14 protein-coding genes, 1 pseudogene and 1 riboswitch are annotated in these 17,427 nt (G+C 72.7%); of the genes and pseudogenes, 9 read left to right on the top strand and 6 right to left on the bottom strand.

Features of this window, described 5'->3' with window-relative positions; all coding sequences use genetic code 11:
- Positions 1-35: 35 nt before the first annotated feature.
- A pseudogene (locus AC0VYM_RS03905) lies at positions 36-140 on the top strand (hypothetical protein); the annotation flags it as partial.
- Between the two features lie 371 nt (positions 141-511).
- Positions 512-1,489, top strand: coding sequence for a peptide deformylase (locus tag AC0VYM_RS03900; RefSeq protein WP_475459037.1), 978 nt, complete (start codon positions 512-514; stop codon positions 1,487-1,489).
- A 7-nt stretch (positions 1,490-1,496) separates the two neighbouring features.
- Here the strand turns inward: AC0VYM_RS03900 and AC0VYM_RS03895 are convergent, their stop codons facing one another.
- From AC0VYM_RS03895 to AC0VYM_RS03880, 4 genes are all read right to left on the bottom strand, one after another.
- Entirely contained in the window at positions 1,497-1,862 is a 366-nt protein-coding gene (locus AC0VYM_RS03895; RefSeq protein WP_475459035.1) for a VOC family protein, read from the bottom strand.
- A gap of 61 nt (positions 1,863-1,923) precedes the next feature.
- Complete coding sequence (locus AC0VYM_RS03890; protein WP_475459032.1) at positions 1,924-2,238, bottom strand: DMT family transporter; 315 nt, start codon at positions 2,236-2,238, stop codon at positions 1,924-1,926.
- Between the two features lie 32 nt (positions 2,239-2,270).
- Positions 2,271-2,337: riboswitch (guanidine-III (ykkC-III) riboswitch) on the bottom strand.
- 57 nt (positions 2,338-2,394) lie between these two features.
- Positions 2,395-3,078 (bottom strand): GntR family transcriptional regulator, encoded by a 684-nt coding sequence (locus AC0VYM_RS03885; protein WP_475459030.1) that lies wholly within the window; start codon positions 3,076-3,078, stop codon positions 2,395-2,397.
- A gap of 73 nt (positions 3,079-3,151) precedes the next feature.
- Entirely contained in the window at positions 3,152-4,387 is a 1,236-nt protein-coding gene (locus tag AC0VYM_RS03880; protein ID WP_475459027.1) for a molybdopterin molybdotransferase MoeA, read from the bottom strand.
- 78 nt (positions 4,388-4,465) lie between these two features.
- Here AC0VYM_RS03880 and AC0VYM_RS03875 point away from each other — a divergent pair, with 78 nt between their 5' ends.
- The 5 genes from AC0VYM_RS03875 (at position 4,466) to fdhD (ending at position 11,758) form a co-directional block, all read left to right on the top strand.
- Positions 4,466-5,449, top strand: a complete 984-nt coding sequence (locus AC0VYM_RS03875) for a 2-dehydropantoate 2-reductase (RefSeq protein WP_475459025.1) — start codon at positions 4,466-4,468, stop codon at positions 5,447-5,449.
- An 82-nt stretch (positions 5,450-5,531) separates the two neighbouring features.
- Positions 5,532-7,496 (top strand): molybdopterin oxidoreductase family protein, encoded by a 1,965-nt coding sequence (locus AC0VYM_RS03870; RefSeq protein ID WP_475459023.1) that lies wholly within the window; start codon positions 5,532-5,534, stop codon positions 7,494-7,496.
- A gap of 178 nt (positions 7,497-7,674) precedes the next feature.
- A complete protein-coding gene (locus AC0VYM_RS03865; protein ID WP_475459021.1) occupies positions 7,675-9,804 on the top strand; it encodes an NAD(P)H-dependent oxidoreductase subunit E in 2,130 nt (709 codons plus the stop codon).
- Positions 9,801-10,742 (top strand): 2Fe-2S iron-sulfur cluster-binding protein, encoded by a 942-nt coding sequence (locus tag AC0VYM_RS03860; protein ID WP_475459018.1) that lies wholly within the window; start codon positions 9,801-9,803, stop codon positions 10,740-10,742. Before AC0VYM_RS03865 ends, AC0VYM_RS03860 begins: the two co-directional genes overlap by 4 nt.
- A gap of 137 nt (positions 10,743-10,879) precedes the next feature.
- Positions 10,880-11,758 carry a formate dehydrogenase accessory sulfurtransferase FdhD gene (gene fdhD / locus AC0VYM_RS03855; RefSeq protein ID WP_475459017.1) on the top strand — a complete coding sequence of 293 codons (879 nt, stop codon included), beginning with the start codon at positions 10,880-10,882 and terminating at the stop codon, positions 11,756-11,758.
- Positions 11,759-11,878: 120 nt separating this feature from the next.
- Here the strand turns inward: fdhD and sucD are convergent, their stop codons facing one another.
- The gene (gene sucD, locus AC0VYM_RS03850) at positions 11,879-12,760 is read right to left on the bottom strand and encodes a succinate--CoA ligase subunit alpha (protein WP_475459015.1); all 882 of its coding nucleotides are present in this window, start codon (positions 12,758-12,760) and stop codon (positions 11,879-11,881) included.
- Between the two features lie 27 nt (positions 12,761-12,787).
- Positions 12,788-13,960: an ADP-forming succinate--CoA ligase subunit beta gene (sucC, locus tag AC0VYM_RS03845; RefSeq protein ID WP_475459013.1), complete on the bottom strand. Its 1,173-nt coding sequence runs from the start codon at positions 13,958-13,960 to the stop codon at positions 12,788-12,790.
- Between the two features lie 135 nt (positions 13,961-14,095).
- Between sucC and AC0VYM_RS03840 the strand changes: the two genes are divergently transcribed.
- Both AC0VYM_RS03840 and AC0VYM_RS03835 read left to right on the top strand, forming a co-directional pair.
- A complete protein-coding gene (locus AC0VYM_RS03840) occupies positions 14,096-15,634 on the top strand; it encodes an MFS transporter (RefSeq protein ID WP_475459011.1) in 1,539 nt (512 codons plus the stop codon).
- Positions 15,635-15,711: 77 nt separating this feature from the next.
- Positions 15,712-17,418 carry a thiamine pyrophosphate-binding protein gene (locus AC0VYM_RS03835; protein WP_475459009.1) on the top strand — a complete coding sequence of 569 codons (1,707 nt, stop codon included), beginning with the start codon at positions 15,712-15,714 and terminating at the stop codon, positions 17,416-17,418.
- Positions 17,419-17,427 lie beyond the last annotated feature (9 nt).

The raw sequence follows: 17,427 nt of genomic DNA, 5'->3' as shown, positions 1-17,427 counted from the left end.
GGTACTCACGTCATCGGTCCGTCATAATCGACTCCATGTCCACCCCCGGCGGCTTTCCGGCCGCGCTCACACACTGGCGCACACACCGCGGGCTGACGAAGAGGGCCCTCGCCCAAGTGATGGGATTTGACCCCTCCTACCTGAGTCACATCGAGGCGGGCCGCTACCCGGCCAGCGAGGGTTTCGTACGGCTCGCGGAACGGAGGCTCTCGACCGGGGGCGAGCTGTGGCGGATATGGCGGGACGAATCCGGTCCCACCGCAAGCTCCGCTGGCTCTGGTGGACTGTTCGTCGACACGGACCACGCCGAACTCCGCTTCCAGGACGGGATCTACACGGCGCGGATGCGTCGGCGTGTGGTGAACGGCGGGGACGAGCCGGTGAGCCGGTATCTGGTCCGCATCAGCGTGGACCGGTACCCGGGCAGCCCAAACGGTCCAACGAGCTGTATCGGAACCATCCCCTCACTTGGGAGGGCCTTCGCCTTACCGCCTCCTGTGACGGGGAACCGATGCGTTGGACCGCCAAGCACGACCGGGACTCCTTCAAGGAGGTGTGGCTCAGGTTCGAGAACGAGGCGGGGATGTTCCCGCTCTACCCGGGGCAGAGCGCGACTCTCGAATACTCGTACATCGTCAGCGAGGACCAGTGGGGCCAGTGGTTCCAACGAGCGGTGCGGCTGCCGACTCGTGCGGTCAGTGTGGAGCTGGACTTTCCTGCCGAACTCACCCCTTCGGCCTGGGGCACCGAAACTTCCACCACCGCCGAGGCGGTCCCTCTACGCTCTCCCATACACAGGGCGGAGCAGTCAGAGCGTGTGCGCTTCTCCTGGCATACCGACGGCCCCCCGATAGGCGCCAGGTACCGCTTGGAGTGGCGGTGGCGAACGGGTCAAGAGCCCGTACACACACGTCCCTCGCTGCGGAAGGCCAGCGATCGGATGGTCGCGGCCGGAATCGTCCAAGAGGGCCACCCAGCGTTGGACAACCCGGCAGCGCCGTTCGATCTGCCCCAGGAGTCGGCCGAAGCCGAAGAAGTGGTCGACCATCTCCACCGCGCGATTCAGCGGGTGCGGGACCATCACCACTTCGGGAAGGGCATGGGCCTGGCCGCGCCACAGATCGGAATCACGAGGTCCGCCGCGATCGTCCTGCCTCCCGACCCGGACGCCGCACCCGTGGTCCTGCTCAACCCGCGTGTCATCGACACCTCAACGGAGTCGGACACCCAGTACGAGGGCTGTCTGAGCTTCTTCGACGTACGCGGACTGGTGCCACGCCCACGAAGCGTCGAGATCGAGCACACGCAGCCCGACGGCGGCACTGTGATCACCGTGTTCACCGACGCCATGGCCCGTCTCGTCGCCCACGAGGTGGACCACCTTCACGGAGTGGTATATCGAATCCGCATGCCCGAAGGTCTACGGCCCATCCCCGTGGAGGAGTATCGGGGCACCGGCCGTTCATGGAGCTACGAGGGATCAGGCTGAACCGGTACTACGCATCATCAGCGGACGGCTTGACCAGGCAGAACTCGTTGCCCTCGGGGTCACGCAGAACCTGGAACGAGCCCTCCTCGTCGGTGACCACCTGCCCCACGGTGGTGGCGCCCTGCTCCACGACGGAACGGACGGACGCGGAGAGGTCGTCGACGACCACGTCGGCGTGGACGCGGTTGGGGCGGGCCTTGGCCTCCTCGGTCGGCTGGAACGCCAGCCGGGGCTGTCCCGCGGCTCCGTGGAGAACGGCCCAGCCGTCCGACTGGGCCTCGACCTCCCCACCGAGCACGAAGGCCCAGAAGCGGGCGAGGGCGAGCGGGTCGACGGCGTTCACGACCCACTGGGCGACGGATCCGACAGTCATGCTGGCACAGTAACACCGCGTGAGGCGTCCGCCCGGGCACCGAACCCGGGCGGACGGGTGGCTAGTGGAGGACCTTCAGGCCGACGACGCCCGCGACGATGGCGAGCAGGCACAGGGCCTTGGGCACGCTGAAGCCCTCACCGAGGACGAACATGCCGATGAGCGCCGTACCGACGACACCGATGGACACCCAGACGGCGTAACCGGTACCGAGGGGAATGGTGCGCAGGGCGAAGGCCAGACCGGCCATGCTCAGGGCGAGGGTGACACCGAAGATCACCGAGGGCCACAGACGGGTGAAGCCCTGTGAGGAGTGGAGCGCGGCGGCCCACGCGGTTTCGAGAAGACCGGAGATCACGAGAACGATCCAGGCCATGACCTGTTACCTCCCAGACGTGCGAGCTGTGGTCCGCGCCGTCTTGTCTTGACCGGGTACGGCGCCCCTCGTCCGGAGTCTCAGGTACTCGCAACCTACAACCACCCGTGCGGGGTGGTGCTTCCAGGGTGGGTGGTCAGACGTGTCACCACGGGGTCAGGGCCGGGTGCCGTCGACTTCCTCGTGGTAGGTGCGGCGGGTGCGCTCGGTGTGCTCGCTCATGAGTGCGCGGGCCCGGTCCGTGTCGCCGCGCTCGATGACCTCGACCAGCTGCTCGTGCTCGTCCCAGGAGGCGGAGCCCCGGATCCGGGCCACCGGGGCGTAGTACCAGCGGACCCGGCGGTCCACCTGGGCGGCGAGTTCGGTGAGCACCCGGTTGCCGGAGGCCTCCGTGACGGCGCGGTGGAAGTCGGCGTTGGCCTTGACCACGGCGTCGGTGTCGGCGCGCTCGGCGGCGGCGCGGCCGGTGGAGACCAGCTCGCGCAGGCGGCCGATCTGTTCCGTGGAGGCGTGCTCGGCGGCGAGCCGGGCGGACTCGGCCTCCAGCATGGCGCGCACGGCCAGGAGCTGGTCCGCCTCGCTCTCGGTGGGGGTGTGCACGAACGCCCCGTAGCCGGGCCGCAGGTCCACCCACCCCTCGTTGCTGAGCCGCTGCATGGCCTCGCGGACCGGCTGGCGCGAGACCCCCAGGGTGCGTGCCAGCTCGGTCTCCACCAGGTGCTGGCCCGGGGAGAGCGCACGCGTGGTGATGAGGTCGAGAATGGCCTCGTAGACGGCCTCGCGCAGCGGAACCGGGCGCTGGATGCGTCCCGCGACGGCGTTCAATCCCTCCGAGGGCATGAGGAGTCTCCAGTGTCCGGCTGCACGGTCAGGGTCGTTGTAGACAGTGTACGAAGTCCGTCGCGCGCGTGGGTCACGCTGGCACCCCGACGAGTTCGACGCGGCCGGGGGCCCGGCCGGGCGGAACCACCGCGAGGGCGTCGGCCACGGCGACGGCGCGCAGGTCGGCGGAACCGCTCGCGGGCAGTTCCACCGCGAGGTCGCGGCTGACCCGCACCGGGACCAGCCGGGTGTCGCGGGGGTGCGGGCGCACGTCCCCGACCAGCCGGACCCGCCGTCCCGTGTGCGCGGGGTCCCGCCGACCGGCCCGTCCGCTGAGCACGGGCACCAGCAGGGTGAGGGCGGCGGCGAGGGCGGCCCCGGGGTTGCCCGGCAGTCCCACGACCACGGCCCCCGAGGGCAGGACGGCGAGCAGTTGCGGGTGGCCGGGTCGGCAGGCCACACCGTCGACCACGAACCTGGCGCCGAGTGCGGTCAGCGCCGTGCGCAGGTGGTCGGCGGGGCCCGCCGAGGAGGAGCCGCAGACCGCCACGGTGTCCGTCCCCACCACGGAGTCCAGCCGCTCCTCCAGGGCCCCGGCGCGGTCGGGCACCGCGACTCCGGGTTCGCCGTGCCCGCCCGCCCAGGCCACCAGCCCGGGCAGGACCGGGCCGATGGCGTCGCGGACGGCACCCGGGCGCGGCACCCCCGTGTACACCACCTCGTCCCCGGTGACCAGGACGCGCACGCGCGGGCGCAGCACCCGGAGGGTGTCACGGCCCAGACTGGCGGCCAGCCCCAGGAGCGCGGGGGTGACCGGGCTGCCCGCGCGCGCGGCCACCGTCCCGGCCAGGGTGGTCTCGCCCCGGCGCCGGAGGTGCCGCCCGGGCGCCACCTCGCCGCCCAGAAGCGGGGCGGGCCGTCCGGACGCTGCCGTGGCGTCCTCGTGGGGGAGGACGGCGGTGGTGCCGTCCGGCACCACGGCGCCCGTGGCGGTCTCCACCGCCTCTCCCGGCTTCAGGCGGACGACCGGCCCCCGGTGACCGGCGAGCGACCGACCGAGTACGAGCCAGGGGCCCGCACCGCAGACGGCGTACCCGTCCATGGCGGCGCTGTCCAGGGCGGGGACGTCGATGGCGGAGACGAGGTCCGCGCCCAGGGTCGCTCCCCGGGCGTCGGCCAGGGGCACGTCCACGGCCCGCGCCCCACCCGCCTCACCGACCTCCCGGGCCAGCTCGCGGGCCCGGGGCCAGGGGGTGGGCGCGTGGGTTCCGGACGGGCGGCGGTCACGAAGAAGCGGAGAAGTTTCCCAGGCACCCGAGTCGGGCATTCCTTCTCTCCCTGCCGTGGTGAGGGGACGGATGCGATCGAGCATACTGTATACAGTATGGAATAGGAAGGAGTCCTCATGCGCATCGCCATCCTGGGCGCCGGAGCCATCGGCGCCTACGCGGGGGCCGCCCTGCACCGCGGCGGAGCGGACGTCCACCTCATCGCCCGGGGCGCCCACCTGCGCGCCCTGCGCGAGCGCGGCGTCCGGGTCCTCAGTCCCCGTGGCGACTTCACCGCACGCCCGCACGCCACGGACGACCCGACCGAGGTCGGCCCCGTGGACGCCGTCCTGCTCGGCCTCAAGGCCCAGCACTACGCCGACTGCGGTCCGCTGCTGCGCCCCCTCCTCGGCCCGGCGACCGCCGTGGTCGCCGCGCAGAACGGCATCCCCTGGTGGTACTTCCACGGCGTCGAGGGGCCGCTCGCGGGCCACCGGATCGAGAGCGTGGACCCGGCCGGGGCGGTCAGCCGCGCCATCCCGGTCGAACGCGCCGTCGGCTGCGTGGTCTACGCGGCCACGGAGATCGTGGAACCGGGCGTGGTCCGGCACATCGAGGGCACCCGGTTCTCCATTGGCGAGCCGGACCGCTCCGACTCCCGCCGCTGCCGCGACCTCTCCGAGGCGATGACGGCGGGCGGGCTCCGGTGCCCGGTCGAACCCGACCTCCGCGTGGACGTCTGGGTGAAGCTCATGGGCAACATCGTCTTCAATCCGCTGAGCGCGCTCACCCGCTCGACCATGGCCCAGATCTGCCGCCACCGCTCCACCCGCGACCTGGCCCGCACCATGATGAACGAGACCCTGGACGTGGCGGCCCGACTGGGCGTGCGCACGGACGTCTCCGTGGAGCGCAGGCTCGCGGGCGCGGAGCGGACCGGGGACCACCGCACCTCCACCCTGCACGACCTCGAACGCGGCCGTCCGATGGAACTGGACGTGATCCTGTCCGCCGTGGTCGAGCTGGCCGACCTCACCGGCGCCCCGGCGCCCACGCTGCGCGCGGTCGACGCCGTGGCCGGTCTGCTCAACCGGCGGGTCTCCGAACCCGCCCTCGCCTAGCGCCCGGCCCCGCACCATTGCCCGTTCCTCCAACATTGCATACAGTATTCCCTTTGAGGCCACGAACCCCGAGCGAGGCCACATGCGCCGTTCCGCAGACCACTCCAACCCCCTCGACCGACTCACCCGACCCCTCGTCCGCGAACACGGAGAACTCCGACCGGCCACGTGGGAGGAGGCCCTCGACCGCGCGGCCGCCGGCTTCCGGGCGGGCGTCGAACGCCACGGACCCGACTCCTTCGGCATGCTCTCCTGCGCCAGGGCCACCAACGAGATGAACTTCGTCGCGCAGAAGTTCACCCGCGTCGTCGTCGGCACCAACAACGTCGACTCCTGCAACCGCACCTGCCACGCGCCCAGCGTCGCGGGCCTGTCCGCCGCCTTCGGCTCCGGCGGCGGCACCTCCTCCTACGCGGAGATCGAGGACACCGACCTCATCGTCGTCTGGGGCGGCAACCCCCGCTTCGCCCACCCGATCTTCTTCCAGCACGTCCTCAAGGGCGTGCGCAACGGGGCCCGGCTCTTCGTCGTGGACCCCCGCCGCACCCCCACCGCCGAGTGGGCCGACCGCTGGTTCGGGCTCAACGTGGGCACGGACATCCCGCTCGCGCACGCCGTGGGCCGGGAGATCCTGCACGCCGGACTGGCCAACGAGTCCTTCGTCGAACGCGCCACCAGCGGGCTCGACGAGTACCGCGCGCTGGTGGAACCGTGGACGCTCGCCGCCGCCGAGGCCGAGACCGGCGTCCCCGCCGAGGCCATCCGGGAGCTCGCCCACGCCTACGCCCGCGCCGAACGCGCCCAGCTGTGCTGGACCCTCGGCATCACCGAACACCACAACGCCACCGACAACGTCCGCGCGCTGATCAACCTGTCCCTGCTCACCGGGCACGTCGGGCGGCACGGGTCCGGGCTCAACCCGCTGCGCGGCCAGAACAACGTGCAGGGCGGCGGCGACATGGGCGCCATCCCCGACCGCCTCGCCGGGTTCCAGGACATCCTGGACGCGGAGGTCCGGGCCCCGTTCGAGCGCGCCTGGGGCCGCTCCATCCAGGGCCGCAAGGGCCTGAACCTCACCCAGATGTTCGAGGCGATGGAGGAGGGGGAGCTGAAGACCCTCTACGTCATCGGTGAGAACCCCGTCCAGTCCGAGCCCGAGACGCACAAGACCACCGCCCGACTGCGGGCCCTGGACCACCTGGTGGTCCAGGACATCTTCCTCACCCGCACCGCCGAGCTCGCGGACGTCGTCCTCCCCGCCAGCGCCGCCTGGTGCGAGTCGGACGGCACCTTCACCAACAGCGAGCGGCGGGTGCAGCTGGTCCGCAAGGCCCTGGACCCGCCGGAGGGCGCCAGGGACGACATCGAGATCATGTGCGCGCTGGCGACCCGGCTCGGACACGACTGGGAACGCCCCTCGGCGGAGGAGATCTGGGACGAGGTGCGCTCGCTGTCCCCCATGCACCGGGGCATGAGCTACGCGCGCCTGGCCGAGCACGACGGCATCCAGTGGCCCTGCTACTCGGAGGACACGCTGGAGCCCAGCTACCTGCACTCCCGGCTGTGGTCGAAGGACCCGCGCGAGCGGGGCGAGCCCGCGCCGTTCGGGATCGTCGGCCACTCGCCGCCGGTGGACCTGCTGGACGAGGACTTCCCGTTCCGGCTCACCACCGGACGCCGCCTGGACGACTACAACACCGGCGTGCAGACCTCGGGCTTCTCCTCGCCGCTGCGCCGGGGCGAACTGCTGGACCTGTCCCCGGAGGACGCCGCCAAGCTGGGGATCGAGGACGGCGAGACGGTCCGGGTGACCTCGCGGCGCGGTTCGGTGCTGGTCCCGGCGTCGGTCACCGCGTCCATGCGGCCGGGGCTGGTGTTCATGACCTTCCACTTCCCGCACCAGGTGGACACGCAGCTGCTCACCATCGACGCCACCGATCCGATCGCCGGGACCGCCGAGTACAAGGCGGCCGCGGTGCGGATCGAGCGGGTGGGGCCGCGTCCTCCGGAGCGGCGACGGGAGGTTCCCGACCAGGTGCCGGGCTGAGACCCGCGTGCCGAGGCGGGCCGTCCCCGGTGGGACGGCCCGTCCGGGGTGCCCGTAGGACCCCCACCCTCACGAACCCACTCGGGAACCAGGGTTGTCATTCCGGAGGACCACTCTTACTGTCTTCTGTATACAGAATCCTGTGATCTGTCCTACACACGATTGAGGTGATCCGGGCGTGGACCTGCGACTTCTGGACGAGGTGGCCACCGACGCCGAACGCGACGCCGTCGACACGCTCCTGGGGGCGCCCGCGTCCGGCTGGGAGGGCGGGACCCGTCAGGACTCCGACCTGCGCTACGCACGTGGCGGGCACGCCGCACGCGACCAGCGCGACCTGCTCCTGCCCGCCCTGCACGCCGTCAACGACCGCGTGGGCTGGATCAGCCGGGGCGCGCTCAACCACATCTGCCGCAGGCTCACCGTCCCCCCGGCCGAGGCCTACGCGGTGGCCTCCTTCTACGCGATGTTCGCCCTGCACGAGCGCCCCCGCCGAGTCGTGCACCTGTGCACCGACATCGCCTGCGCCGCCTCCGGTTCGGGCGCGCTCCGCGAGCGCCTGGCCGCCCGCCTGGGCCCGCCCGGCGGCCACTCCGACGACGCCGGGGCCCCCGGCACCACCTGGCACGAGAGCCCCTGCCTGGGGATGTGCGAGCGCGCCCCGGCGGCGCTCGCCCTCGAAGCGGGGAGCCCCGCGCGGTACGCCGTCGCCGCCCCCGCGACCCCCGACGCCCTCGACTCCCTCGCCGAGGCCCCGCCCACGGAGCCGGAGTCCGCGACCGGCTCCGGGGACGACACCACCGGTCCCGACGGCACCGCCAACGGCTCAGCGAACGCCGACCCGCCGGCCCCGGTCGGCGCCGTCGACGCCGTCAACGGGCACTCCCCCGACAGCCACCGCCCCGGCACCACCACCTACGCCGCCGACCCCCTCCTCGGCGGCGCCCCCGAACCCGACCCGGCGGCCGCGGTCCCCGACGCCGGTTCCCCCGACCACGTCCTGCTGAGCCGGATCGGCCGCGTGGACCCCCTCAGCCTCGACGACTACCGCGCGGCGGGCGGGTACGCGGCGCTCCGCGAGGCCCTGCGCCTCGGCCCCGCCGGGGTGATCCGCGAGGTCACCGACTCCGGGCTGGTCGGCCGGGGCGGTGCCGCCTTCCCCACCGGCCGCAAGTGGAGCGCCACCGCCCAGCAGCCGGACACCCCGCACTACCTGGTGTGCAACGCCGACGAGAGCGAGCCCGGCACCTTCAAGGACCGGGTCCTCATGGAGGGCGACCCCTTCTCCGTGGTCGAGGCCATGACCGTCGCCGGGTACGCGATCGGCGCCCGCACCGGCTACCTCTACATCCGGGGCGAGTACCCGCGCGCGCTGCGCCACCTGGAGAACGCCCTCTCCCAGGCCCGGGAGCGCGGACTGCTCGGACCCGACGTCCTGGGGTCCGGCTTCTCCTTCGACATCGAGATCCGGCGCGGCGCGGGCGCCTACATCTGCGGCGAGGAGACCGCCATCTTCGGCTCCATCGAGGGACAGCGCGGCGAGCCCCGCACCAAGCCGCCCTTCCCCGTGGAGAAGGGCCTGTTCGGCAAGCCGACCACGGTCAACAACGTGGAGACCCTGGTCAACGTGCTCCCCGTGCTCCTCATGGGCGGTCCGGCGTACGCCGCTGTGGGAACGAAGGGCTCCACCGGGCCCAAACTGTTCTGCGTGTCCGGCGGCGTGCGCCGCCCCGGCCTGTACGAACTGCCCTTCGGGGCCACCCTGGGCGACCTCGTCGAGGCCGCGGGCGGGATGCCCGAGGGGCGGTCCATCCGCGCCGTGCTCCTGGGCGGGGCGGCCGGGACCTTCGTCCGGGGCGACGAGCTGGACATCCCGCTGACCTTCGAGGGGGCGCGGGCCGCCGGGACCTCGCTGGGTTCGGGCGTGGTGCTGGTCCTGGACGACACCGCCGACCTCGGCGCGACCCTGGCGCGCGTGGCCGCCTTCTTCCGGGACGAGTCCTGCGGACAGTGCGTGCCCTGCCGGGTGGGCACGGTCCGCCAGGAGGAGTCGCTGCTGCGGCTGCGCTCCGGCGCCTCCCCCGCCCAGGAGCTGCCGCTGCTCCGGGAGGTCGGCCTGGCCATGCGGGACGCCTCCATCTGCGGCCTGGGCCAGACCGCGTGGAACGCCGTGGAGTCCGCGATCGACCGGCTCGGCCTCTACTCCGAGTCCGACGGCACCGGCTCCCCGGCCCCCGACAGCCCACGGATCACCGACCCGCACACCCCAGCCCCGGGCGACCGGGCTGCGACCGAGGAGGCCCGATGACCGTCCCCGTACTCCTGCCCACCCCCCGACGCCTGATCGACGCGACCATCGACGGCGCGACCGTCCGCGTGCCGGAGGGCACCACCGTCCTGGAGGCCTGCGCCGCCGAGGGCACCGAGGTGCCCACCCTCTGCCACGGCGACACGCTCACCCCCCGCAACGCCTGCCGCGTGTGCGTGGTGGAGGTGGAGGGCGCCCGCACCCTCGCCCCGGCCTGCTCCCGCAAGCTGGAGGAGGGCATGAGCGTGGCCACCGACTCCGAGCGGGTGCGGCACAGCCGGAAGGTGGTCCTCGAACTGCTGGGCTCCTCGGTGGACCTGTCCACCACCCCGAAGGTCGCCGGGTGGATGGACCGCTACGAGGCGGAGCCGGAGCGGTTCGGCCCCCGGGCCGAACCGGCGGCGCTCGGCGTCCGCGACGCCCGGCGCGCGGGCGAGCACGAGCCCGGCGACGGCGCGGAGGCCGCCACGGTCGAGCAGCCCCCCAAGGTCGACAACGACCTCTACGTGCGCGACTACTCGAAGTGCATCATGTGCTACAAGTGCGTGGACGCCTGCGGCGACCAGTGGCAGAACACCTTCGCGATCGGGGTGGCCGGGCGCGGGTTCGACGCCCGCATCTCCACCGAACACGACGTGGAGCTCCCCGACTCGGCCTGTGTGTACTGCGGGAACTGCATCGAGGTCTGCCCGACCGGGGCGCTGTCGTTCGCCACGGAGTTCGACATGCGCGCGGCGGGCACCTGGGACGAGGAGAGCCAGACCGAGACGACCACGGTCTGCACCTACTGCGGGGTCGGGTGCAACGTCACCCTGCACGTCCAGGAGAACGAGATCGTGAAGGTGACCTCGCCGCACGACAACCCGGTGACGCACGGAAACCTCTGTATCAAGGGCAGGTTCGGCTTCCAGCACGTACAGCGGCGCGGCGACGGCTGAGGCCCGGGGCGGTGACCGGGGTCTCTCCGGGCCGCCTGTCCTCCATACGCCGATTTGACGCTTCGTCCCCTCGACACCGAATGTCGGGAAGAGTAGACCAGTAAACGCACTCGGGCACCGGAAGGCGGTGGTGGGGAATGGGACGGGTGACCGCCCGTGAGAAGGTCCTCCGTATCAGGGAGGGAGTCGAGAGCGAACGCGTCGACACCCTCGTGGTGGAGGAGCCGCTGGAGATCAGGCTGGACGGCGCCCCGTTGAGCATCACCATGCGGACCCCCGGGAGCGACTTCGACCTCGCCGCCGGGTTCCTGGTGAGCGAGGGGGTGGTCTCCGAGGGGCCCGAGGTCACCGCCATCCGGTACTGCGCGGGGGCCACCGCGGACGGGTCCAACACCTACAACGTGCTGGACGTGTCCCTGGCCCCGGGGGTGGCGCTCCCCGACACCTCGCTGGAGCGCAACTTCTACACCTCCTCCTCGTGCGGGCTCTGCGGCAAGGCCAGCCTGGACGCCGTGCGCACCAAGGCGCGGTGGCCGGTGGCCGACGACGGCCTGCGGATCGACGTGCCCACCCTCACCGTCCTCCCGGACCGGCTGCGTGAGGCCCAGCGGGTGTTCGACCGCACGGGCGGCCTGCACGCCGCCGGGCTGTTCACCGCCGACGGCGAGCTGCTGGCCGTGCGCGAGGACGTGGGGCGGCACAACGCGGTCGACAAGCTGGTCGGCTGGGCCCTGCGCTCCGACCGCCTCCCGCTGAGCGAGACCGTGCTCATGGTGTCGGGGCGCGCCTCCTTCGAGCTGGTCCAGAAGGCGTGGATGGCGGGCATCCCCATGATGGCCGCCGTCTCGGCCCCCTCGTCCCTCGCTGTCGACCTGGCCACGGAGGCGGGCATGACGCTCGTCGGCTTCCTGCGCGGCAGCTCCATGAACGTCTACACCGGAAGGCATCGCGTTCTCCTGGAGAGGGCGCTCGCGTCCTCGGCGGCCCCAGGGGCGACGCGCCCTCCGGAACGGTAGACGCGGACCTGGTTGGCGCGTTCCAGCCCCCCGCACCAACCAGGTCCGATACCGGCCCACCCGGGGCGGCGGCACCGGCCGCCGCCCCGTCGCGGTGTCCGGTCGATCCGACCGGCCGTCTCAGCCCAGGAGTTCCCGGGTGAGGCGGGCGGTCTCGCTCGGGGTCCGGCCGACCCGCACCCCGGCCGCCTCCAGGGCCTCCTTCTTGGCGGCGGCCGTACCCGAGGAGCCGGAGACGATCGCCCCGGCGTGGCCCATGGTCCTGCCCTCCGGGGCGGTGAAGCCCGCCACGTAGCCGACCACGGGCTTGGTGACGTGTTCCCGGACGTACGCGGCGGCGCGCTCCTCGGCGTCGCCGCCGATCTCACCGATCATCACGATCAGATCGGTGTCCGGGTCGGCCTCGAAGGCCGCCAGGGCGTCGATGTGCGTGGTGCCGATGATCGGGTCGCCGCCGATCCCCACCGCCGTGGAGAAGCCGAGGTCCCGTAGCTCGTACATGAGCTGGTAGGTGAGCGTGCCCGACTTCGAGACCAGGCCGATCCGGCCCGGTTGGGTGATGTCGGCCGGGATGATGCCCGCGTTGGACTGTCCCGGGCTGATGAGGCCGGGGCAGTTGGGGCCGATGATCCTGGTGCGGTTGCCGCGCTCGGTGGCCAGGCGCCAGAAGGCGGCGGTGTCGTGGACCGGGACGCCCTCGGTGATGACGACGGCCAGACCGATCTCCGCGTCGACCGCCTCCTCCACCGCGTCCCGGGTGAAGCGGGGCGGCACGAAGACCACGGTGACGTCCGCGCCGGTGGCCTTGACGCCCTCCGCCACGGAGCCGAAGACGGGCACCTCGGTGCCGTCGAAGTGGACGCCCTGCCCGGCCTTGCGCGGGTTCACGCCACCAACGACGTTGGTGCCGGACGCGAGCATGCGCCGGGTGTGCCTGGTGCCCTCGGCGCCGGTCATGCCCTGGACGAGCACCCTGCTGTCCCTGTTCAGAAAGATGGCCATGGGGGTTTCTCCTGTCGAAGGGGGCGGTCAGTTCCGCGCGGCGAGTTCGGCGGCGAGCCGGGCGGCGCCGTCCATCGTGTCCGCCTGGCGCACGGCCGGGTGGGCGCGGGCGGTGAGGATCTGGCGCCCCTGCTCGGCGTTGTTGCCGTCCAGGCGCACGACCAGCGGCTTGCCGACGTCCTCGCCCCGGCTCTCCAGGAGTTCGAGGGCCTGGACGACGCCGTTGGCCACGGCGTCGCAGGCGGTGATCCCGCCGAAGACGTTGACGAGCACGCTCCGGACGGCCGGGTCCCCGAGGATCACGTCGAGGCCGTTGGCCATGACCTCGGCGGAGGCACCGCCGCCGATGTCGAGGAAGTTGGCGGGGCGCACGCCGCCGTGCTCCTCCCCGGCGTGCGCGACCACGTCCAGGGTGGACATCACCAGTCCGGCGCCGTTGCCGATGACGCCGACCTCGCCGTCGAGCCGCACGTAGTTCAGGCCCCGTTCCCGGGCGCGGAGTTCGCGTTCGTCGGTCCCCGCGCCGTGGGAGAAGGGGGTCCGCTCGGGGTGCCGGTAGGCGGCGTTGTCGTCCAGGGTGACCTTGCCGTCGAGGGCGACCACCCGGCCGTCGGCGGTGCGGACCAGCGGGTTCACCTCCACCAGGGTGGCGTCCTCGCCCACCATGACCTCCCACAGGGCGGCGATGGCCGTGGCGGCCCGGTCCCGGACCTCCTCGGGCAGCCCGGCGGCGGCGCAGATGCCCAGCGCCTCCTCCCGGCCCACTCCCCGGGAGCCGACCGGGGTGCGCACGACCGCGTCGGGCTCGGCGGCGGCGACCTCCTCGATCTCCATGCCGCCCCGCGCCGAGCAGATGGAGAGGAACTCGCGGTGGGCGCGGTCGAGCAGGAAGGAGAAGTAGTACTCCTCCGCGATGTCGCTCGCCTCCTCGACGAGGACGCGGTGAACCGTGTGACCCCTGATGTCCATGCCGAGGATCTCCTCGGCCCTGGCCCGGGCGTCAGCGGGCCCCTCGGCCACCCGCACGCCTCCGGCCTTCCCGCGCCCACCGGTCTTGACCTGGGCCTTCACCACGACCCTCCGGCCGAGGCGTCCGGCCACCGCCGCCACCCGTTCGGGGGTGTCGGCGATCTCGCCCTCGACCAGCGCGACCCCGTACTCACCGAAGATCTGTTTGGCCTCGTACTCGTGGAGATCCAACGCTCCTCCTCCGTCCGCTCGTCGCCCCCTTCCAGTGATACTCCACATTGTATGCAGTATTCAATAGGCATTGTTGTCGGGATGCCTCTTCACAAGCCCTCCGGGACTTTGCATACTGCATACAAGGAGGTCGCCATGTTCCCCCGCCATCTGCCCGGACCACCGCCCCGACCCGCCCCGGCGGAGCCGGAGCCACCGCCCGCCCCCGCGTCGGAGGCCGCCGAGGTGCACGACTGGCGGGGCAGGCGCTACACCGTCGGCCCCTCCGCGCGTCGGCTCACCGGAGCGCCCCGCTCCGTGCTGCTGGCCCGCGCCCTGCTCGCGGTCGGGGCGGTGGGCGTCCTCCAGTTCGGCTACGGCGCGGCCGTGCCCCTCCTGACGGCCGCTCACGGCTGGACCCCGGCCCAGGCGCTGACGCCGTTCCTGGTCTGGGCCCTCGTCCAGGGCTGCCTCGCCCCGGTGCCGCGCCTGCTCCGGACCCGGGGGCTGCTCCGCCCGGGCGCGGCGATCTGTGTCGGGGCCGCGCTGTGTGCCGTGGCCGTGTACACGGTCGGGCACGCCACGGACCCGCTGACCGCCGTGGCGGGGTACGGGCTGCTCGGCGGCGTGGGCGCGGGGCTGGTCTACCACTCCTGTGTGGACCTGGTGGGCGGCTGGTTCCCGGACCGTCCCACCGTGCGCCTGGGCGCCGTGGGCGGGGCCTTCGCCCTGGGCGCGGTGCCGCTGCTGCCCGCGCTCGCCCTGGGGCCGCCCTCCGGAGACCCCGGCCCCGCGGCCACGGCGCTCGCGTTGGCCGTGCTGGTCCTGGGTGCGGCGGGCGGCGTCGGCCAGCGCGGCGCCCCCGCGTACTGGTGGCCCCCGGGGAGCGACCCCCGCGCGGCGGCCCTGCGGCGCGGCGCCGACCCGCCGGCCGCGCGTGACTTCAGCGCGGGCCAGGCCTGGGCGAGCGGGCGCTCCCTGCACGCCCTGCACACGATCGTGGCGCTGTCCGGGACGGTCGGGCTGTTCACCCTGGTGGTGCTCCCACCGCTCCTGTCGGGCCTCGGTCGAGATCCGGCGGAGATCGCGGCGGCCGTCACGGCGTTCGCCCTGGGCAGCGGGGTCGGGCGGCTCGCGGCGAGCGGAGCGGCCGAACGCGCCGGACGGCGCCGGACCCTCACCGCGCTGCTGGCCGCGACCGCGCTCGGGCAGGCGGCCCTGGCCGCGTCCGCCCCGGACGGCCCCCTGCCGCTCCTGCTCGCCGCCGTCCTCGTGGTGGGTGCGGGCACCGGTTCCTGTTACCCGCTGACCCGGGCGATCACGGAGGGGCACTTCGGCAGGGGCCAGCACCGTGGCACCGGCCAGCACCACGACACGGTGCGGGTCAGCGGGTCCGGCCGGTTCCGCGCCCAGGAGGACGACCCCGCCCGTTCGGCCGACCTCGCGGGGCTGGTCCACGGCTCCAAGGCGGTCGGCGGACTGCTCGGCGTGGGCGGCGCGATCGCGCTCCTCACCCTGGCCCCGGACTCCTCGCACACCGTCGCCCTGGCCGCCTCCGGCCTGCTCACAGCCGTGGCCGCCCTCCTGGCCGCACGCCTGCGCCGCCCCCTGCCGATCCGGACGCTCCCTCCGGGGGCCGGGACAAGTCGGCCCCCCGGGGTCTGGACAGCGCGGCGCCGGAGTGTTCCAATGTGATGCACACGGTATACAGTATCCGATCTTCACGTGATCACACGCTCCGTACCCTCAGCACGAAAGGGGTCGTCGCACCGATGGCCGAAGGCAAGGTACCCACCGAAACGAACAGCGACAGCAGCACGATCTCCGGCGGCCACCTGGTCGCCAAGGCCCTCAAGGCCGAGGGGGTCGACGTCGTCTTCACGCTCTGCGGCGGCCACATCATCGACATCTACGACGGCTGTGCCGACGAGGGCATCGACGTGATCGACGTCCGGCACGAGCAGGTCGCCGCGCACGCCGCCGACGGCTACGCCCGGATCACCGGCAAACCCGGCTGCGCGGTGGTGACGGCGGGCCCCGGCACCACGGACGCGGTCACCGGCATCGCCAACGCCTACCGCGCCGAGAGCCCGATGCTGGTCATCGGCGGCCAGGGCGCCCTCAGCCAGCACAAGATGGGCTCGCTCCAGGACCTGCCGCACGTGGACATGATCAACCCGATCTCCAAGTTCGCGGCCACCGTCCCGCACACCGAACGCGTGGCCGACCTCGTCTCCATGGCCTTCCGCGAGGCCAACAACGGCGCCCCCGGCCCGTCCTTCCTGGAGATCCCCCGCGACGTGCTGGACGCCAAGGTCCCCGTGGAGCGGGCGCGCGTGCCCGCCGCCGGGCACTACCGGGCCTCCACTCGCCAGGCGGGCGACCCGGCCGCCGTCGAGCGCCTCGCGGAGCTGATCGTGCGCTCCGAGCGGCCCAGCATCCTGCTCGGCAACCAGGTGTGGACCACCCGGGCCACCGACTCCGCCGTCGAACTGGTCCGCGCCCTCAACATCCCGGCCTACATGAACGGCGCCGGACGCGGCACCCTCCCGCCCGGCGACCCGCACCACTTCCAGCTCTCCCGGCGCTACGCCTTCAGCAACTCGGACCTCATCATCATCGTCGGCACGCCGTTCGACTTCCGGATGGGCTACGGCAAGCGCCTCTCCCCCGACGCCACCGTGGTGCAGATCGACCTCAACTACGCCACCGTCGGCAAGAACCGCGACATCGACCTCGGCATCGTGGGCGACGCCGACGTCATCCTGTCCTCCGCGCTCCAGGCCGTCTCCGGCTACGGCGACACCGGGGCGCAGGGCCGCAAGGGCTGGCTGGAGGAGCTGCGCACCCAGGAGCAGGCCGCACTCGACAAGCGCGCGCACCTGCTGACCTCGGACTCCACCCCGATCCACCCCTACCGCCTGGTCAACGAGATCAACCAGTTCCTCACCGAGGACTCCGTGTACGTGGGCGACGGCGGCGACATCGTCACCTTCTCCGGCCAGGTGGTCCAGCCGAAGTCACCGGGCCACTGGCTGGACCCGGGGCCGCTCGGCACGCTCGGCGTCGGCATCCCGTTCGTGATGGCGGCCAAGTACGCCCGCCCGGACAAGGAGGTGGTCGCGCTCTTCGGAGACGGCGCCTTCAGCCTCACCGGCTGGGACTTCGAGACCCTGGTCCGCTTCGACCTGCCCTTCGTGGGGATCGTCGGCAACAACTCCTCGATGAACCAGATCCGCTACGGCCAGATCGCCAAGTACGGCGCGGACCGGGGCGAGCTCGGCAACACCCTGGGCGACGTCCGCTACTCGGAGTTCGCGAAGATGCTCGGCGGGTACGGCGAGGAGGTCCACGACCCGGCCGAGATCGGCCCGGCCCTGCTCCGCGCCCGCGAGTCCGGCAAGCCCTCCCTGATCAACGTCTGGATCGACCCCGAGGTGTACGCCCCGGGGACCATGAACCAAACGATGTACAAGTAGCCCGGAAGG

Source organism: Nocardiopsis sp. iso_237 (assembly GCF_056173345.1).
Note: the sequence above shows the minus strand (reverse complement) of the source record. Positions and strands in the feature narration are given on the sequence as shown.